The sequence below is a fragment of the Streptomyces sp. LUP30 genome, assembly GCF_001746365.1.
GTDB lineage: Bacteria > Actinomycetota > Actinomycetes > Streptomycetales > Streptomycetaceae > Streptomyces.
Window position 1 is genome coordinate 1 of sequence record NZ_MJAJ01000043.1, and the last position, 19,639, is coordinate 19,639.

The following is a 19,639-nucleotide window of genomic DNA, read 5'->3' on the forward strand; positions in this document are numbered from 1 at the left end:
CCGTCTACGGCTACCAGGTCACCAACGTCGAGGCGTCCATGTCGTCGCCCTCCTCACTGCTGCACTGGACCCGCCGCATGATCGAGATCCGCAAACAGAACCACGCCTTCGGCCTGGGCACCTACACCGAACTGCCCTCCTCCAACCCCGCCGTCCTGGCCTTCCTGCGCGAACACGAGGACGACCTGGTGCTGTGCGTGCACAACTTCTCACGCTTCGCACAGCCCACCGAACTCGACCTCAGCCGCTACGACGGCCGCCACCCCGTCGAGCTGTTCGGCGGCGTCCGCTTCCCCGCCATCGGTGAACTGCCCTACCTGCTCACCCTCGCGGGCCACGGCTTCTACTGGTTCCGGCTCACCAGAGCCGCGTCCCGGATCGGTCGCCGCCAGTGAGCGTGCGCCGCGGAAAGGATGGGTCACCGTGACGAGGACCGCACCCCTGCGACCGGGCAGCGCGAGCGGCGTCCGCTCCGTCGGACCGCTCGCCGCGCTGCTGTGCGAGTGGCTGCCCCGGCAGCGCTGGTTCGCCGGCAAGGACCGGCCGCTCACCGACCTGCGCATGCTGTCGATGACCGAGCTGTATCCGGGCTGTCTGCATCTGCTCGTGCATGCCGACCAGTCGGGGGTCCCGACCCCCGGCGGCACTCCCCCGGCGGGTGACTGCTACCAGCTGCTGCTGGGCGTCCAGGAGCATCTGTCGCCGCGGCTGGGGCGTGCTCTGATCGGGAGGGTCGAAGAGGGTCCACTGGCCGGGCTGACGGTCCATGACGCCTTGCAGGACCCCCGGTCGGCGCAGCTGCTCCTGGAGCGGATGCGCCATCCCGGCGCCCTGGGCCCGCTGTGCTTCGAGTCGGACCCGTCCGTGTCGCTGCCCCCGGGGCTCGCGCCGCGCCTGCTGGAGGCCGAGCAGTCCAACACGTCGCTGGTGTACGGGGACGCGTTCATCCTGAAGATCTTCCGGCGCGTCCAGCCCGGGGTGAACCCCGATCTGGAGGTGCCGGTCGCGCTGGCCGGGCAGGGGTGCGGGCGGGTGCCCGCCCCCGTCGCCTGGTTCCGCACGACGCATCCGCAGGAGGCGACCCTCGGCGTCCTCCAGCCGTTCCTGCCCGACGCCTCGGACGGCTGGACGCTGGCGCTGCGGGCCCTGGCCCGCGGCGAGGACTTCACGGCCGAGGCGGAGGACCTGGGACGGGCTACCGCGGACGTCCACCTGGCGCTGGCCGCGGCCCTCCCGGCCGGCCCGGACGCGGAGGACGGCCGGACGGCGGCGGCGATGACCGAGCGGCTGGAGACGGCGGCGCACCACGTGCCGGCGCTGCGGCCGTTCGTCCCCGGGCTGACCACCGCGTTCGACGCACTCGCCGTCTGCGACGCCGGGCCGCCCGCCCAGCGCATCCACGGCGACCTGCATCTCGGTCAGGTCCTGCGCGCCGGGCGCGACTGGTTCGTCATCGACTTCGAGGGCGAGCCGTCGCGGCCGCTGGCCGAGCGGCGCAGCGCCCATTCCCCGGTCCGCGACATCGCCGGGATGCTGCGCTCCTTCGACTACGCCGCCCGCCAGCGCCGCCCGTGGCGGCCGGAGTGGGCGCGGCGTTGCCGGGAGGCCTACTGCGCGGGCTACGCGGCCCGCGCGGGCTGGGACCCCCGGAAGAAACATGCCCTGTTGCGTGCCTACGAGACCGACCGAGCCGTGTACGAAGTGCTGTACGAGGCCCGTAACCGTCCCGACTGGCTCCCCGTACCCATGGCGGCGATCGAACGACTCGCCGTCCGAGGAGGCTGACCCCCGTGGCCCTGCGTGACACCTCTCCGCCCGAGTCGGCCGGCCCCCGCCCGCGCACGGCACCGGCGCCGGCGCTCGATCCGGGCGACCGTGGCCGCCTGCTGTCGGGCGCGCACCACGATCCGCACGCGCTGCTGGGCGCGCACCCGGCGCCGGGCGGCATCCTCTTCCGGGCCCTGCGCCCCTTCGCGGACGCCGTGAGCGTCGTGATCGACGGCGAGGCCACGCCGTTGGTCTCGCAGGGCGACGGTCTGTTCGCCGGCGTCCTGCCGCTCGCCGAGGCTCCGGCGTACACGCTGCTGGTGTCGTACGACAGCGTCGAGCACAAGGTGGACGACCCGTACCGTTTCCTGCCCGCCCTCGGCGACCTCGATCTGCATCTGATCCGCGAGGGGCGGCACGAGGAGCTGTGGAAGGCGCTCGGCGCGGAGCCGATGGCGCACCAGGGCGTGGCCGGCACCCGGTTCACGGTGTGGGCGCCCAACGCCCAGGGGGTGCGGGTCGCCGGGGACTTCTGCTTCTGGGACGGGACCGCCTTCCCGATGCGGTCCCTGGGTTCGTCCGGGGTATGGGAGCTGTTCCTGCCCGGGATCGGCGAGGGCGCCCGCTACAAGTTCGAGATCACCTCCCGTTACGGGCACCGTTTCCTCAAGGCCGACCCGATGGCCCGGCGCTGTGAGGTGCCGCCGGACACCGCGTCGATCGTGCACGCCTCGCACTACGAGTGGGCGGACCAGGAGTGGATGGCGCACCGGGGCGACGTCCCCGTGCACGTGGCGCCGTTCTCCGTGTACGAGGTTCATCTGCCCTCCTGGAAACCGGGACTGACGTATCGTCAGCTCGCCGAGGTGCTGCCGGCTTACGTGGGTGATCTCGGTTTCACGCATGTGGAGTTCATGCCGGTCGCCCAGCACCCGTTCTCCGGCTCATGGGGCTACCAGGTCACCGGCTTCTACGCGCCGGCCTCCCGACTCGGCACGCCGGACGACTTCAAGTACCTGGTGGACGCGCTGCACCGGGCCGGAATCGGCGTGATCGTGGACTGGGTGCCGGCGCACTTCCCCAAGGACGACTGGGCGTTGGGGCGGTTCGACGGGGATCCCCTGTACGAACCCGGGGACTCCCGGCGGGCCGAGCACCCGGACTGGGGGACGTTCGAGTTCGACTTCGGGCGGGTGGAGGTGCGCAACTTCCTGGTGGCGAACGCCACTTACTGGTGCGAGGAGTTCCATGTCGACGGCCTGCGGGTGGACGCCGTCGCGTCGATGCTCTACCTCGACTACTCGCGGGACTCCGGGCAGTGGACGCCGAACGTGTTCGGCGGCCGGGAGGACCTGGACGCGATGGCGTTCCTGCAGGAGATGAACGCGACGGTGTACCGCCGCAGTCCCGGCGTCGTCACCATCGCGGAGGAGTCGACCGCCTGGGAGGGCGTGACCCGGCCGACCGACAGCGGCGGTCTGGGGTTCGGGCTGAAGTGGAACATGGGCTGGATGCACGACTCGCTCCAGTACATCGCCAAGGAGCCGGTGCACCGCAAGTACCACCACAACGAGATGACGTTCTCGATGGTGTACGCCTACAGCGAGAACTACGTGCTGCCCATCTCGCACGACGAGGTGGTGCACGGCAAGCAGGCGCTGGTCTCCAAGATGCCCGGCGACTGGTGGCAGCGACGTGCCAACCACCGCGCCTACCTGGGCTTCATGTGGGCCCACCCCGGCAAGCAACTGCTCTTCATGGGGCAGGAGTTCGCACAGGGAGCGGAGTGGTCGGAGGAGCACGGCCCGGAGTGGTGGCTGCTCGACCCCGGCTACGCCTCGGCGGGCGATCACCGGGGCGTGCAGGACCTGGTGCGTGACCTCAACGCCGTCTACCGGGCCACCCCGGCGCTCTGGGAGCGGGACACGGACCCGGCGGGCTTCCGCTGGGTGCTCGGCGACGCGGCGGACGACAACGTCTTCGCGTTCCTCAGGCACGACGCCCACGGGGCTCCGCTGCTCGCCGTCAGCAACTTCTCCCCGGTCGTGCGCCACGACTATCAGCTCGCCGTCCCCGGTGACGTCCCGGCCTGGCGCGAGGTGCTCAACACCGACGCCACGCGCTACGGCGGCAGCGGTGCCGGCCATGCCCCGTCGGTCGCACCCCGCGACGGCGGGCTCAGGCTGACGCTGCCGCCGCTGGCCACGGTGTGGCTGGCGCCCGCGTCCGCTTGAACCCCGGGGGACGGGGCAGTCGGGTGCGTACCACCCACCACAGGAAGGTCACCTCGCGTGCGCACCGTCGGAGTGGAGGAAGAACTCCTCCTGGTCGACCCCGAGACCGGGGAGCCGCAGTCCCTGTCCTCCGCCGTCCTCGCCCGCGCCTCGCGGTGCGAGGAGGAGAACGACGTCTTCGAGAAGGAACTGCACAACCAGATGCTCGAGTTCGGCACCCACCCGCAGTCGGGCATGGACGAGCTCGGAGCGGAGATCGTGCGCATCCGAGGGGAGGCGGCACGGCATGCCCGGGAGGCCGGGTGCGCCGTCGCCGCGCTCGCCACCTCGCCACTTCCGGTACGTCCCTCCATCAGCATGAACCGGCGCTACCAGTGGATGGCGGAGCAGTACGGGATCGCGACGCGTGAGCAGATGGTGTGCGGCTGCCATGTGCATGTGTCCGTCGAGTCGGACGAGGAGGGCGTGGCCGTCGTCGACCGGATGAGGCCCTGGCTGCCGGTGCTGATCGCGCTGAGCGGCAACTCGCCCTTCTGGCAGGGACGGGAGACCGACTACGCCAGTTACCGCAGCCGGGTGTGGCAGCGCTGGCCGTCGGCGGGTCCGACCGAGCTGTTCGGCTCGGCGGAGCGCTACCACCGGCGGGTGGCGGACATGGTGGACACGGGCACGATCCTCGACGAGGGCATGATCTACTTCGACGCCCGGCTCTCGGCGCGCTATCCGACGGTGGAGGTGCGGGTGGCGGACGTCTGTCTGCACGCGGACACCGCCGTGCTGATCGCCACGCTGGTGCGCGGGCTCGTCGAGACGGCCGCCCGGGAGCGGCAGTCGGGCCGGGATCCGCTCGACCACAGCGTGAGCCTGCTGCGGCTGGCCAACTGGCGCGCCGCCCGCACCGGGCTGACCGGGGATCTGCTGCACCCGGCGACCATGCGGCGCGCCCCTGCCGAGACGGTCGTCCAGGCCCTGCTGGAACATGTGGAGGACGCCCTGTCGGACAGCGGTGACCTGGAGCGGGCCCGCACGTCCTGTGCCGGACTGCTCCGGCACGGCAACGGGGCCCGGATCCAGCGCGAGGTGTGGGAGCGCACCGGCAGTCTGCGCGAGGTCGTCGCCGCCTGCGTCGAGCACACGCAGGCCTGAGACGCCCGGCCCGCGGGCCGAGATCATCAAGGCGGATTACATATTCGTTCCCGGCCACAAGCGGTCTCACCTGGGCTACATTCGACCACCGTCGATGACAGTCCTCGTCGGCGGAGTCACAGCCCGTACACGTCAGGAGCAGCGCATGCGCGACTTCGCCCTCGCTCCCCCAGCCGCCTCGCCCCTGACCGGAGGGCTCGCCGACAGCGTTTTCGAGACAGCCGCCCGCGCCCCCTCGCTCCCGGTGCTCGCCCGGCGCGCGCACGCTTCCGCCGGCTGGCAGGAGGTCACCGCCGTCGAGCTGCGCGACGAAGTCGTCGATCTCGCCAAGGGGTTCGTGGCGTCGGGGATCTCGCCCGGCCACCGCGTGGCCGTCATGGCGCGCACCCGGTACGAGTGGACGGTGCTGGCTCACGCGCTGTGGACCGTGGGCGCCGAGGTCGTGCCCGTGTACCCGACGTCCTCGCGCGAGCAGGTCGAGTGGATCCTGCGGGACGCCGGCTGCGTCGGGGTGGTCGTCGAGGACGAACAGAGCGTCATGACCGTGGGGTCCGTGTGCGCGGCCCTGCCCTCGCTGCGCCATGTATGGCAGTTGGACGCGGGAGCACTCGAACAGCTCACCCAGCGCGGCGAGTCGGTGGCACTGACCACGGTGAACTCGCTGCGCCGGATCGTGATGCCCGACTCGACGGCAGTGATCGCGTACACCTCCGGCACCTCCGGGCGGCAACTGGGCTGCGCGCTGAGCCACCGCAGTCTGGCCAGTCCGTGCGACACGCTCCTGGCCGGCTGGGGGCACACGGCGGCGCCCGCTGGCGAGCAGGCGAGCGTCCTCGCCTTCCTGCCGTTCTCCCATGTCTACGGACTGATGATCCAGGGGCTGTGCCTGCGCGGGGGCATCCTGATGGGTCACGAGCCCGACCTCGGCGCCGAAGCGCTCACGGAGTCGCTGCGCACCTTCCGCCCCACGTACCTGTACGCGGTCCCCTCGGTCTTCGAGAAGATCTACAAGAACTTCCTGCGGGTGGCCCAGGAGGGCGGCCGCGGCGCCCTCTTCGAGCGGGCGGCGGAGACGGCGCGGGTCTTCGCGGCCGCCGTCGAGCGGCAGCGCCTCGGCCGCGGCTCCGGCCCGGGCCTCGATCTACGGCTGCAGCACGCCCTGTTCGAGCGGACGGTGTACCGCAGACTCCGGGCCGCGCTCGGCGGCCGGGTCCATCGCGCCACCTCGGGCGGCTCGCCCCTGCACCGCGATCTGTCCCTCTTCTACGAGGGCATCGGCATCTACGTGCACGACGGGTACGGCCTGACCGAGACCAGCGGCGGGATCACCATGCAGCCGCTCGGCCGGGAGAAGTCCGGCACCGTCGGGCAGCCGCTCCCGGGCACGGACCTCCGGGTGGCGGACGACGGGGAGATCCTGGTGCGCGGCCCGTCGGTCTTCCAGGGGTACGTGAACGACGACGCGGCGACGCGGGCGGCCCTGTCGGGCGGCTGGCTGGCCACCGGGGACCTCGGATACCTGGACTCCGACGGCTACCTGACGATCACCGGCCGCAAGAAGGACGTCATCATCACCAGCGGCGGCAAGAGCGTGGCGCCGACCGCGCTGGAACAGCGGCTGCGGATGCACCCTCTCGTGCACCAGGCGGTGGTGGTGGGCGACAACCGGCCCTGCGTGGGCGCGCTGATCACCCTCGACCCCGACTTCCTGGCGCACTGGCGCGCGAGTCTGGCGCTGCACGGCGACACACAGAGCCGGGAGGCGCGCGAGGAGAACGCGCTGTGGGAGGAGATCGGGCGGGCGGTGGCCGCCGCCAACAGCACGGTGTCCCGCTCGGAGTCGATCCGTGCCTTCCGCATCCTGCCCCAGCCCTTCGACCAGACCAACGGACTGCTGACCCCCTCGATGAAGCTGCGCCGCGACTCGATCGTGGCGCACTACGCGGCGGAGATCGAGGCGATGTACCAGGCTCGGGCGCGGGTGCCCCGGCAGAGCCCGCAGGAGGAGGTCCTGAGCTGGGACGACGCGGACGACGTGTTCCGCTGACCCGGCTCCGGCCGCCTTCGGGCGGACCGCGGACGCTCGCGCGGTCGCAGCCCGCCCCGGCACGTGGGGTGATCGCCCCGTGACGGACCGTCGGATCCCTTGCGGCGCGTGCCCTACGGGTCGCCCCGCGTGGCCCGACGGGCCATATGCCGCGGCGAGACGGACGCGTAGCCTGGGCAGCCCCGGGAACCCAGCAAGGGGCGAAGCCAGACACAGCCGCACGAGAAAGGACGACGGTCCCGGCCGAGACGGGACCGCACACTGACATGGCAACCGAGCCGCGGGGTAACGAAGCATTGTCCTCCTGGGCGATTCCGAGCCGAACGGCCCGTTTTGCGGGTGAACCGCACGACGTGACGGGTGCACGACTGACCACGGAGGAGTTCCTCCACGACCTGGCGCGGGCCTCCCCGCCGACGGCGCCGGAGTGCTGGCACGACATCGTGCTGATCGTCACGGAACTCGCCGCCAACGCCGTCCAGTACGCTCCGGGGCCGTTCGAGCTGCAGCTGCGCCGCACGTTCGACGGGGTGCACGTCACGGTGCACGACACCAGCAGCACTCCGCCGACCCCGCGTCCGTTCCATCCCGACAGCGGTGGCGGGGGCATCGGCTGGTATCTGGTGCACACGCTCTGCACGCAGGTCAGCGTGGTGACCGCGGACGAGGGCCAGGAGCCGGGCAAGGACGTCCACGTCTTCCTGCCGTGGTGAGGTCCGCCGCGCGACGGCGTGCGGTGCGCGCGCTTCAGACCGGGCGGTCCAGTTCACGGACCGGCAGGAACACACTGATCGTCTTCCCGCCCGCGGACCGTGTCTCGATGTCGATCTCCCGGGCCAGACGGACGACCAGCGGCCAGCCGAAGCCGCCCGCACGATGCACCGCGGGCGGGGAGTCCGGCCCGAAGGCCGCGGTCGGCACCACGTCGCTGTGATCCCGGACGGCGACGCGGATCCCGTCGCGAACGGGCGTCGCCTCGAAGCCGGCCAGGCCGCCGCCGTGCCGGAGCGCGTTGCTCACCAGCTCCGACACGACCAGCAGCAGATCGATCACGTCCTCCTCGCGCGCCGGGCGCGTCGAGGGGTCCCACCGGGAGGCCACCACCGCGCGGGCATGGGCCCGGGCGGACGCCGCGGTCGTCACCGGCGTCGCGGGCGCGGGCGTCCGCACGGTCGCGAACTCCTCTCCCCTCACGGCGACGACGCCCCCCGCGGGGTCGGGCGGCCGTAGTGGTCGCCGACGGCGGTCAGATAGGCGGGGTCGCTCGTCTCACTGTCGGTGCGGAAGCGGGGCGCTTCCTTCACCTCGTCCCCGGTGCAGGCCAGCGAGACTTCGCGGGCGGCTTGGTCGACGCCCTTCACCACGCCCACCGGGACGACGGCGCTCCTGCCGAACACCCAGACGCCGGTGTCGACGACCAGGTGCCGCATCCCCTGCGGCCCGGCCTCGCGTTCCACATGCCCCAGGGCGCCGTCGGTCGTCACGACGGCGTAGCCGGTGAGGTCCTGTCCCTCGACATGACCGCTGCCCGGCGCATACGACCAGATTCCGTGGATGGTCACGCTGCTCCCTTCTCGCGTTCCACAGCTGCAGTTACCCTGCCGGAGCAGCCGCATTCGGGGCGTGTCGGCCCGTTTCGGGCCTCGGAAGGGCGGGCAGGGACGCCCGCGCGGAAAGCAGGTGTCCCCCCTCGCATGACCCGGGGGCGCAGGGGCAGACGGACCTGCGATCGACGTGCTCGACGAACGGAGTGAGCGGAACGTGAACGCCGTGACGGCACAGGCACCGACGGCCACGGCAGCGCGGGCGGACGCCGACAGCCCATGTGCGGGGGTTCCGTTCGTCGACGCCCCCACGCAGCTGAGCCCGAAGGACGCGCGCGAGCTGTCGCGCCGCTTCTTCGACCGGCTGGCCGCCGTGGAGGAGGGCACCCGCGAGCACCGGTACGTGCGCGACACCCTGATCCAGATGAATCTGTCCCTCGTGCGGTACGCGGCCTCCCGCTTCCGCGGCCGGGGCGACACGATGGAGGACATCGTCCAGGTCGGCACCATCGGGCTGATCAAGGCCATCGACCGGTTCGAGCTCACCCGCGAGACCGAGTTCGCCTCCTTCGCCGTGCCGTACGTCGTCGGCGAGATCAAGCGCTTCTTCCGCGACACGAGCTGGGCGGTGCACGTGCCGCGCCGGCTTCAGGAGGCGCGGGTCGAACTGGCCAAGGCCACCGAGGAGTTGCAGACGCGGCTGGGCCGGATGCCCACCACCCGTGAGCTGTCGCAGCTGATGTCGCTGTCCGAGGAGGAGGTCATCGAGGCGCGCAAGGCGTCCAACTGCTACACCTCCGCCTCGCTGGACGCGGCCCTCACCTCCGAGGGCGGCGCGGACGGCGAGTCCGTGGACTTCATCGGCGTGCCGGAGCCCGCGCTGGAGCTCGTGGAGGACCTCCACTCGCTCGCGCCCCTGATCGCCGGCCTCGACGAGCGGGAGCGGCGGATCCTCCACCTGCGGTTCGTCGAGGAGCGCACCCAGGCGGAGATCGGCAGGGAACTCGGCATCTCGCAGATGCACGTCTCGCGGTTGATCAGCCGCACGGTGCAGCGGCTGCGGGCCGGTCTGCTGGGGCCCGAGATCGCCTGACCCTCGCCCGGTGACGCCGGGCCCGCATCACCCACCCGCCCGGGACGGCGCAGGCCGCCGTTCCGGGCGTCAACCTGTCCGGCTACCCCGCTTCCGGTCATGCATGCACGGTGTGCACGGTCTGGAGTTCCTGTGCGGGCGAAGTGACGTGAGGCTTTGTTTCCGTGCGCTCCCGTGGGTTAGCCTGCGGCGGATTTCTCTCATCGCACACTTCCGTGAACTGCGGAAACACAGGCGCGACATGCGGGGCCGCTCACCCGGGCGGCCCGGTTCCGAGCCCCCGCCCGGGGGCTCCTGGGGAGCGGAACGAGGGTACGCATGACCAGCAACGCGACCGAGTCGTTGGACACGGTTCCCGGCGACCACGAGCTTCGCCAGCTCCTGGCCGGCCTGACAGCCGTCCGGGACGGGGACTTCGGCACCCGGCTGCCCACCGACGGCGACGGTCTCATGGGCGACATCGCCACCGTCTTCAACGGCATGGTCGACCAGCTGTCGGTCTTCACCTCCGAGGTGACCCGCGTGGCCCGGGAGGTGGGCACCGAGGGCACTCTGGGGGGACAGGCCGAGGTGCCCGGGGTGTCCGGGACCTGGGCCGACCTCACGGACTCCGTGAACGCCATGGCCGGCAACCTCACCACGCAGGTGCGCGACATCGCGCAGGTGGCGACGGCGGTGGCCAAGGGCGACCTCTCCCAGAAGATCGACGTGCCGGCGCGGGGCGAGATCCTTCAGCTGAAGGAGACCGTCAACACGATGGTCGACCAGCTGTCCGCCTTCGCCGACGAGGTCACCCGCGTCGCCCGCGAGGTCGGCACCGAGGGACGCCTCGGCGGCCAGGCCCAGGTGCCGGGGGTGGCCGGGGTGTGGCGCGACCTCACCGATTCGGTCAACTTCATGGCCGGAAACCTCACCAACCAGGTCCGCAACGTCGCCCAGGTGACGACGGCGGTGGCCAAGGGCGACCTCTCCCAGAAGATCACCGTCGACGCCCGCGGCGAGATCCTCGAACTGAAGAACACCATCAACACGATGGTCGACCAGCTGTCCGCCTTCGCCGACGAGGTCACCCGCGTGGCCCGCGAGGTCGGCACCGAAGGACGCCTCGGGGGCCAGGCGGACGTCAAGGGCGTGAAGGGCACCTGGCGAGATCTCACCGATTCGGTCAACTTCATGGCCGGAAACCTCACCAACCAGGTCCGCAACGTCGCCCAGGTGGCGACGGCGGTGGCCAAGGGCGACCTCTCCCAGAAGATCACCGTCGACGCCCGCGGCGAGATCCTCGAGCTGAAGAACACCATCAACACGATGGTCGACCAGCTGTCCGCCTTCGCCGACGAGGTCACCCGCGTCGCCCGCGAGGTCGGCACGGCGGGCAACCTCGGCGGCCAGGCCACGGTGCGCGGGGTGTCCGGCACCTGGAAGGACCTCACCGACAACGTCAACGTCATGGCGTCGAACCTGACGGGCCAGGTGCGCTCCATCGCCCAGGTCGCCACCGCCGTGGCGCGCGGCGACCTGTCGCAGAAGATCACCGTCGAGGCCAAGGGCGAGGTCGCCGCGCTGGCCGATGTGATCAACACCATGGTGGACACGCTGTCCGCGTTCGCCGACGAGGTCACCCGCGTCGCCCGCGAGGTCGGCACCGAGGGACGCCTCGGCGGCCAGGCGCAGGTCCCGAACGTGGCCGGCACCTGGAAGGACCTCACCGACAACGTCAACTCGATGGCGAACAACCTCACCGGCCAGGTGCGCAACATCGCGCTGGTGACCACGGCCGTGGCCCGCGGCGACCTGTCGAAGAAGATCGACGTCGACGCCCGCGGCGAGATCCTCGAACTCAAGACGACCATCAACACGATGGTCGACCAGCTGTCCGCCTTCGCCGACGAGGTCACCCGCGTCGCCCGCGAGGTCGGCACCGAAGGACGCCTCGGCGGCCAGGCCGAGGTGGAGGGCGTCTCGGGCACCTGGAAGCGCCTGACGGAGAACGTCAACGAGCTGGCCGGGAACCTGACCCGGCAGGTCCGGGCGATCGCCGAGGTCACCAGCGCCGTCGCGGAGGGCGACCTCACCCGGTCGATCACGGTGGTGGCCTCCGGCGAGGTCGCCGATCTGAAGGACAACATCAACTCGATGGTGGAGTCCCTGCGCGAGACCACCCGGGCCAACCAGGAGCAGGACTGGCTCAAGACCAACCTGGCGCGGATCTCCGGCCTGATGCAGGGCCACCGCGATCTGCCCGTGGTCGCCGAGCTGATCATGGACGAGCTGGTGCCGCTGGTGTCGGCCCAGTTCGGCGCCTTCCATCTCGCCGAGGACGGCCCCGAGGGCCCCGAGCTGCGGCTCGTGGGAGCCTACGGCTATCCCGCCGACGACACCCGTCCCACCCGCGTCCCGTTCGGCCGCTCCCTGGTCGGTCAGGCCGCGCGCAGCCGCCGGACGATCACCGTCGACGAGCTGCCGCCCGGCTACGTCACCGTCTCCTCGGGCCTGGGCGAGGTGGAGCCCAGCGCCCTGCTCCTGCTGCCCATCGTCTTCGAGGGCCAGGTCCTCGGCGTGATCGAGCTGGCGTCGGTCACCTCCTTCACGCAGACCCACGTGGACTTCCTGGAGCAGCTGCGGGTGACCATCGGCGTCAACGTCAACACCATCGTGGCGAACGCCCGCACCGACGAGCTGCTCGACGAGTCGCAGCGGCTCACCGCCGAACTGCAGGCCCGTTCGGCGGAGTTGCAGTCTCAGCAGGAGGAACTGCAGCACTCCAACGCCGAACTGGAGGAGAAGGCCTCGCTGCTGGTGGCGCAGAACCGCGACATCGAGGCGAAGAACCTGCAGATCGAGCAGGCCCGGCAGGAACTGGAGGCGCGGGCACAGCAGTTGTCCCTGGCGTCCAAGTACAAGTCGGAGTTCCTGGCGAACATGAGCCACGAGCTGCGCACCCCGCTGAACAGCCTGCTCATCCTGGCCCAGCTGCTGGCGCAGAACCCCTCGCGCAACCTCACCCCCAAGCAGGTCGAGTACGCGGGCATCATCCACTCCGCCGGCTCGGACCTGCTGCAGCTGATCAACGACATCCTGGACCTGTCGAAGGTCGAGGCCGGCAAGATGGACGTCTCGCCGGAGCGGGTCTCGCTGCGGCAGCTCATCGAGTACGTCGAGGCCACCTTCCGGCCGATGACGTCGCAGAAGAGCCTGGAGTTCACCATCGACACGGCCGCCGGCGCCCCCGCGGATCTGCTGACCGACGACTCCCGGCTGCGTCAGGTGCTGCGCAACCTGCTCTCCAACGCGGTGAAGTTCACCGAGCAGGGCGGGGTGGAACTGCGCATCGAGCCGGCCTCCGACGAGGAGGTGCCGAGCGGCGTGGTGCGCGGCGGCACGGTGGTGGCGTTCCGGGTGAAGGACACCGGCATCGGCATCCCCGAGCAGCAGCTGGAGACCATCTTCGGCGCCTTCCAGCAGGCGGACGGCACCACCAGTCGCAAGTACGGCGGCACGGGCCTGGGGCTGTCCATCACCCGCGAGATCGCGCATCTGCTCGGCGGCGCCGTGACGGTGGACAGCACACCGGGACGCGGCAGCACGTTCACGCTGTATCTGCCGGTGGCGCGGCGGGACTTCCAGGAGGTCATCGACGGCGGCCGGCAGGTGGAGCGGGTCCTCGGCGAACCGCCCGAGGCGATCCCCGTCGGGCCGCCCGGCGTGCCGGTGGCCGTCGCCCCGTCCGCGCGGCGTCCGCGTCGGCTGCTGGTGGTGGAGGAGCGGCCCCGCGGCTTGCTGACGCTGGTGGCCGAGAGCGTCGTCGCGGACATGGCGCGTGGCCGTGAGGACGGGACGTCGGCCGCCCCCGTCGACATCGTCACCGCCGTCGGGGCGCACGAGGCGGCGGGGGCGCTGGCCGCGGAGCCGTGCCACTGCGTGGTGCTGGAACTGGGCATGCCGGACGCGGAGGCGTCGCGGTTCCTGGAGGCCCTGCACAACGACTCGGCGCTGACCGGCGTGCCGGTGCTCGTGCACAGCGGGCACCGCGCGGACCTCGCCCAGGAGCGGAGCCTGCAGTCGCGTGCCGCGGGCAAGCCGATGGAGTTCCTCTCCAGCCTGGACGAGCTGCGCGAGCGCATCACGCTGCACCTGTCGGCCGAGCAGCCGGGGGACGTCCTGGCCCTGGTCCGGCCGGACGAGCCGCAGCAGCCCGAGGGGCCGCCGCCGGTCGACGACGCCGTCGTGGGCCGCACGGTCCTCGTGGTCGACGACGACGCGCGCAACCTGTTCGCGCTCAGTGGCATCCTGGAGCTGCACGGCGTGCGGGTGCTGCACGCGGAGAACGGCCGGGAGGGAATCGACACCCTGCGCAACAACCCGGACATCGCGATGGTGCTGATGGACGTGATGATGCCCGAGATGGACGGGTACACGGCCACGGCCGAGATCCGCCGCATGCCCGAGTACGCCGGGCTGCCCATCGTCGCGGTGACCGCCAAGGCGATGCCCGGCGACCGGGAGAAGAGCCTCGCCTCAGGGGCCAGCGACTACGTCACCAAGCCGGTCGACACCCATGACCTCATGGCCTGCGTCCGACGCTGGCTGACCGTCTGAGGACGTCCTGCCCGCCCCGCGCCACAGGCGTCCCAGCCGAGGAGACCGCACACCGTGACCATTCCCGCCCAGCCCACAGAATCCGGTGACGCCCGGTCCCGGCCGGCGCCCACCGGCGCCGCCGGGGCCGCGACCGCCACGGCGAGTCCGGCCCCGCCGGCCGGGCAGGAGCTCGTGTCCGATCAGGAGGCGAGCCTGTCGGAGGCGGACGCCGCGTCCTCGCCGGTGGGCCGGCTGGCCGCGACCGTGGACCGGCTGCGCCGGGAGGTGCGGGCGGCCCAGGCCGAGGCCGACGGGCGGGCCCTGGTCGAGCTCGCCAAGGGCATCCTCGTGGAGCGCCTCGGGTGCGGTCCGGCCGAGGCGGCGCAGCAGTTGACCGCGCTCGCCGAGCAGGCCGGGACGACTCCGCTGGAGTTCGCGGTGGACGTCATCAACCAGGCGGCCAAGGACCGCGTCTCGGAGGTGACGGAGGCCTTCCTCGCCGCCGTCCGGGGGGCGGACGATCCCTCGGAGCGGTCGACGGCCGTGCGGCTGCGGACCGCCGAGAGCGGGGCGCTGGCGGCGGCGCACGACACCCAGGCCGTCGCCGACTCCCTGCTGCAGCACGCACTGGGTCCGCTGGGCGCGGTGGCCGTGGCGATCTGGGCGGTGGGCTCCGACGGCTCTCTGACGCTGGCCGGGAGCGCGGGCTTCTCCCCCGGCGAGGCGGAGCGCTGGCGGTATGTGCCCCCGGACGTGGCCACCGTGGCGCGCAACGCCCTCACCGAGGGGTCGACCCAGTGGATCGGGTCGCTCGCACGGACCGGGCTGCCCACCGTCGGCCGTCAGCTGCACCCCGACGGCGGGCGGGTCGCCGTGCCCGCCGCGACCGCCGGACGCGTCCAGGGGATCCTGGAGATCGCCTGGCCGGCGCCCCTGGCCCCGCAGCCGCCGCAGGTCATGCGCCAGGTGGAGGCGCTCGCGGAGCTGTGCGCGCACACCCTTCAGTCGTACGCGTACGTGCGCGGGACCGATCAGCAGCCGGTCGTGTTGCCGGACGCGTCGGAGCTGATGGACCTGACGGACGGCCTGCACGATCCGGCCCTGGTGCTCGTGCCGCACGTCGACGGGTCGGGCAAGCTCCTGGACTTCCGCATCCAGCACGCCAACGACCGTTTCCTCGACCCGGCGGGCCGGCCGCGGGCGGTGATCAACGGCGCCCTGCTGCTGGAGGCCTATCCGATGGCCGCCGGCGGGGGCGACCTCTTCCAGCGCATCGAGCGCGTGCACGCGACGGGCGAGCCGTTCCGGGCCCGCCGGATGAGTCTGACCGCACTGGTCGGCGAGGTGCCCCTGGCGGCGGTGGCCGACCTCAGCATCAGCCGGCACGGCACGTGCGTGCTGCTGATCTGGCGGATCGAGGACGAGGCGGCGCGACTGGCGAGCCTGTTGCAGAACGCCCAGCGTCTCGGCCGCATCGGCGGCTTCGAGGAGGACCTCCTCACCGGCGAGACCACCTGGAACGGGCAGCTGTTCGCCCTGTACGGGCGGCCGCTGTCGAGCCCTCCGGTCCGGCTGGACGAACTGTCGGAGCACACCCACCCCGACGACGCGGTCGTCGTGGGCCGTCTGCTGCGCACCCTGCTGCACCACCGCCGGCCCGCTTCCGCCGCCTTCCGGCTGCAGCGGCCGGACGGGGTGACCCGGCACATGCGGATCGTCGCGGAGCCGGTGCTGGACACCGACGGGCGGCTGGTCGCCGTACGCGGGGCCTATCAGGACATCTCCTCCCAGCACTGGACGGAGGTGGCGCTGGCCGCCACCCGTGACCAGCTGGCCCAGACCGAGCAGCAGGCCAGCGAGCGCAGCAGGCTGGCGCTGCAGCTCCAGCACGCCATCATGCCGCCCACCCGGGCCCCGCTGGAGGCCCCCGGCCTGCAGGTGGCCGTCCGCTACCGGCCGGCCGAGGAGGAGCATCTGGTGGGGGGCGACTGGTACGACGCCGTCGTGCTGCCCTCCGGCCTGGTGATGCTGTGCGTGGGCGATGTCGCCGGGCACGGCATCGAGGCGGCCACCAGCATGGTGGTGCTGCGCAACGCGCTGCGCGGACTGGCGGTGACCGGGGCCGGACCGGGGCAGCTGCTGTCGTGGCTCAACATCGTCGCCCACCATCTGACGGGCTCGATCACGGCCACCGCGGTGTGCGGTCTGTACGACCCGTCCCGGCACACCCTGCGCTGGGCCCGGGCGGGTCATCTGCCGCCGGTGCTGGTGCGGGACGCCCATGCGGCCCCGCTGCCCCTGCTCCGGGGGATGCTGCTGGGCGCCGTGCCGGACACGGAGTACGAGGAGGAGGAGGTCCAGCTCGCCGCGGACGACACCCTGCTGATGTACACCGACGGCCTGATCGAGCGGCGCGACCGGTCCGTGGAGGAGTCGCTGACGCAGCTGCTGGTGCAGGCCCGCACGGTGCCGCCGACTCTCGACCAGCAGCTGGACCGGCTGCTCACGTACAGCAGGTCCGACACGGACGACGACACCTGCATCGTGGGCATCAGGCTGCGCTAGGAGCCCGGGCGGGCACGCGGGTGAGGCGCCGATGCATGTCCCGGCGATTCGGGGGTATCCGGCTGTGCGCACCAACAGGCCGGGGCTCGGCGGGTGGAAGGGGCTGGAGTGGACCATGGGGAACGTATCCGTGCCGCAGCCCGTGGCCCCCGTCCACCGTCACGGCGCATCGAAGTCGCCCGCCGGGGGAGACGCCCCCGACCGCCAGCTTTCGGAGGAACACGTGTCCATCGCCCAGAATCCCCTGTCCGTCGAGGTCACCCTGCCTCGTGAGGACGTCGCCCTGGTCACGGTGGCGGGGCATCTCGATCTCGACACCGCGACCGAGTTCCAGGCCCATCTGGCCAACCAGCTCCATCACGGACGACGGCACTTCCTCATCGATCTCTCCGAGGTCCCCTTCATGGACTCGTCCGGGATGAACATCATCCTGCGGGTCTACCAGGAGGCCCGGGGTCTGCCGGGCAGCGTGCACGTGATCAATCCGACGCCGGCCGTGCGCCGGGTCCTGGACCTCACCGGGGTCAGCATCACCGTGCCGATATCGGACAAGCCCGAGCAGGCCCTGGAGCTCATCGACCAACAGCAGGCGTCCGAGTCCTCCGGATCTTCCGAATCCTCCGGGGGCTGAGCGGAGGGACGCCGTCCGCCGGGTCTCCGGCGCCGGGCCGGGCCGGGAAACACGCAGGTGCGGACGACTGTCGTCCAATAGTTGTCATTTGACAACTGTGCACGGGAAGCAACAGAGTGAGCGGGACAGATGCGGGCGGGAGGGATCACGGATGCGCCGGTGGGCGAACCCGATCACCCGGGAACACCGTCAGGCGGTCCGGGCGTCAGCGCCGTCGGACTCGTGGATCTGCGCGGCCGCGGCCGCGCAGAACGCCTCCAGGCCTCTCAGCAGCGCGGAGCGCTGCGCGGCCGGCATCTGCTCCAGCACACCTTCCAGCGCCGCCTCCCGGCGCGACCTGAGGTCGGCGAGGAAGGCGCTCCCGCGGCGGCTCAGGAACAGCTCCAGTTCCCGGCGGCTCCCGGCGGAGGTACGGCGCTCGACGAAGCCGACGGCCTGGAGCCGGTCGCACAGCCGGCTGGTGGACGGCGGAGTGGACCCCAGGCAGTCGGCGAGCGTGCGCAGGTTGATGCCTTCGTGGTGCTCCAGGATGAACAGCACACGCAGCTGGGAGGCGGAGACCGGAGCCGTGGAAGCACGACCCCAGAGGACTTCCAGCAGCTCCGACGCCTGTGAGGTCACACGCGCCACCTGGTGGGGCTGCGGACGCGAGGAGCGTGAGGAGGGCGACATCACGGTGACACTCTCGCAGGCTTCTCGACGGCTGTCAGCCCACCCCCGCCACGGAGAGACGACGGGACCGACCGCGTGAACAGACTCGTCGCCGCCGAACGCGCCCTGCGCGCGGCGGCACCGCACCGGCTGCCCGGCGTGCTGCACACCGTGCTGCGGGCCCATTACGCGGCCGAAGCGGTCGACCTCCTGCTGGCCGACTACGGGCTGACCGCGCTGCTCGGCGTGGCGCCCGAGGGGCACGGCGCGCAGGACAGGCGGTCGGTCCCGCTGCACGGCAGCGCCCCCGGCCGCGCCTTCGGGTCCCAGGAACCGTACGTGGAGGAACTCGACGACGGGTTCGTCCTCGCGCATCTGCCCGTGACCGTGCGCGGCGACCGGCTGGGCGTCCTGTCGGTCACGCTGCCCGGCGCGGAGCACGACGCCGACCGGCTGGCCGAACTCGCCGAGCTGGCGCAGCTCCTCGGGCACGAGGTCGTCGTCGCCGAACGCGACACCGACGTCTACCGGCAGGCGCGCCGCACGGACCGGCTGACGCTGGCGGCCGAGATGCAGTGGGAGTTGCTCCCGGCCCGGTCCTGTGCCGGCGACGAGTACGCCCTGGGCGCCCAACTGGAGCCCGCCTACGCGGTCTTCGGCGACAACTTCGACTGGGCCGCCTCCGCCGACCGGTTGATGGTCTACGTCACCAACGGCATGGGCGAGGGCATCGAGGCGTCGCTGCTGACCGGACTCGGGATCAACGCGCTGCGCAACGCGCGCCGGGCCGGGCTCCCGATCGCGGACCAGGCGGCCCTCGCCGACCAGGCGATCCACGCCCACTACCGGGGCGAGGCGCATCTGTCGGTGCTCCTGGTGGAGATCGAGCTGTCCACGGGACGCATGCACGTCGTCGACGCCGGCTCGCCCCAGCTGCTGCTGGTGCGCGACCGGACCCTGACCCGGGTGGCGCTCGACGCGCAACTGCCGCTGGGCATGTTCGAGGAGACCGACTACACGGCGCAGGAGTTCGGCCTGCTCCCAGGCGACCGGCTGATCTTCGTCAGTGACGGGGTGCACGCGGTCGCCTCGCCGGGCGGCGAGACCTACGGCGAGCACGCGCTCGCCCGGGCGGTGGCGTCGGCGGCCCTGCTGCCGGCGGCGGACGTCCCCGGCGCGGTGCTGCGCGAGCTCACCGGGCACCGGGGCAGACCCGAGCCCGACGACGACGCGTTGGTCGTGTGTCTCGACTGGTTCGGAAGACGGCCCCTGCCGTCGTCCGCCCGCCCCGATACGGATCTGTCGCCCGGCGACGGGCACAGCACGGTCCTCTCGCCATCGACGGGACCACAGCGACACCACGCGGACGAGGAGTGAAGC

14 protein-coding genes are annotated in these 19,639 nt (G+C 71.9%); 11 read left to right on the plus strand and 3 right to left on the minus strand.

All coding sequences use genetic code 11. The features are described from left to right. From BG482_RS28665 to BG482_RS28690, 6 genes are all read left to right on the plus strand, one after another. Positions 1-395, plus strand: a 395-nt coding sequence (locus tag BG482_RS28665) for an alpha-glucosidase C-terminal domain-containing protein (RefSeq protein WP_176741482.1), incomplete at its 5' end; no start/stop codon positions are given. A 28-nt stretch (positions 396-423) separates the two neighbouring features. Beyond that, a complete protein-coding gene (locus BG482_RS28670; protein ID WP_069772062.1) occupies positions 424-1,785 on the plus strand; it encodes a maltokinase in 1,362 nt (453 codons plus the stop codon). Between the two features lie 5 nt (positions 1,786-1,790). Continuing rightward, on the plus strand, positions 1,791-4,001 hold the full coding sequence (glgB, locus tag BG482_RS28675; RefSeq protein ID WP_069772063.1) for a 1,4-alpha-glucan branching enzyme: 2,211 nt from the start codon (positions 1,791-1,793) through the stop codon (positions 3,999-4,001). 57 nt (positions 4,002-4,058) lie between these two features. Then, complete coding sequence (locus BG482_RS28680) at positions 4,059-5,147, plus strand: glutamate--cysteine ligase (protein ID WP_069772064.1); 1,089 nt, start codon at positions 4,059-4,061, stop codon at positions 5,145-5,147. Between the two features lie 145 nt (positions 5,148-5,292). Beyond that, positions 5,293-7,194 carry a long-chain fatty acid--CoA ligase gene (locus tag BG482_RS28685; RefSeq protein ID WP_069772065.1) on the plus strand — a complete coding sequence of 634 codons (1,902 nt, stop codon included), beginning with the start codon at positions 5,293-5,295 and terminating at the stop codon, positions 7,192-7,194. 266 nt (positions 7,195-7,460) lie between these two features. Then, positions 7,461-7,907, plus strand: coding sequence for an ATP-binding protein (locus BG482_RS28690; protein WP_069772066.1), 447 nt, complete (start codon positions 7,461-7,463; stop codon positions 7,905-7,907). A 34-nt stretch (positions 7,908-7,941) separates the two neighbouring features. Here the strand turns inward: BG482_RS28690 and BG482_RS28695 are convergent, their stop codons facing one another. Beyond that, a complete protein-coding gene (locus BG482_RS28695) occupies positions 7,942-8,364 on the minus strand; it encodes an ATP-binding protein (RefSeq protein ID WP_069772067.1) in 423 nt (140 codons plus the stop codon). A gap of 20 nt (positions 8,365-8,384) precedes the next feature. Next, positions 8,385-8,756, minus strand: a complete 372-nt coding sequence (locus tag BG482_RS28700) for a hypothetical protein (protein ID WP_069772068.1) — start codon at positions 8,754-8,756, stop codon at positions 8,385-8,387. Between the two features lie 199 nt (positions 8,757-8,955). Here BG482_RS28700 and BG482_RS28705 point away from each other — a divergent pair, with 199 nt between their 5' ends. From BG482_RS28705 to BG482_RS28720, 4 genes are all read left to right on the plus strand, one after another. Beyond that, positions 8,956-9,831: an RNA polymerase sigma factor SigF gene (locus tag BG482_RS28705; RefSeq protein WP_079142266.1), complete on the plus strand. Its 876-nt coding sequence runs from the start codon at positions 8,956-8,958 to the stop codon at positions 9,829-9,831. 318 nt (positions 9,832-10,149) lie between these two features. Next, positions 10,150-14,430, plus strand: coding sequence for a HAMP domain-containing protein (locus BG482_RS28710; protein WP_069772069.1), 4,281 nt, complete (start codon positions 10,150-10,152; stop codon positions 14,428-14,430). A gap of 54 nt (positions 14,431-14,484) precedes the next feature. Beyond that, the gene (locus tag BG482_RS28715; protein ID WP_079142251.1) at positions 14,485-16,977 is read left to right on the plus strand and encodes a SpoIIE family protein phosphatase; all 2,493 of its coding nucleotides are present in this window, start codon (positions 14,485-14,487) and stop codon (positions 16,975-16,977) included. A 223-nt stretch (positions 16,978-17,200) separates the two neighbouring features. Then, a complete protein-coding gene (locus BG482_RS28720) occupies positions 17,201-17,608 on the plus strand; it encodes an STAS domain-containing protein (protein ID WP_069772153.1) in 408 nt (135 codons plus the stop codon). 189 nt (positions 17,609-17,797) lie between these two features. Here BG482_RS28720 and BG482_RS28725 read toward each other — a convergent pair whose 3' ends face one another. Continuing rightward, complete coding sequence (locus tag BG482_RS28725) at positions 17,798-18,280, minus strand: MarR family winged helix-turn-helix transcriptional regulator (protein WP_069772070.1); 483 nt, start codon at positions 18,278-18,280, stop codon at positions 17,798-17,800. Positions 18,281-18,355: 75 nt separating this feature from the next. Here BG482_RS28725 and BG482_RS28730 point away from each other — a divergent pair, with 75 nt between their 5' ends. After that, on the plus strand, positions 18,356-19,636 hold the full coding sequence (locus tag BG482_RS28730; RefSeq protein ID WP_079142253.1) for a PP2C family protein-serine/threonine phosphatase: 1,281 nt from the start codon (positions 18,356-18,358) through the stop codon (positions 19,634-19,636). Positions 19,637-19,639 lie beyond the last annotated feature (3 nt).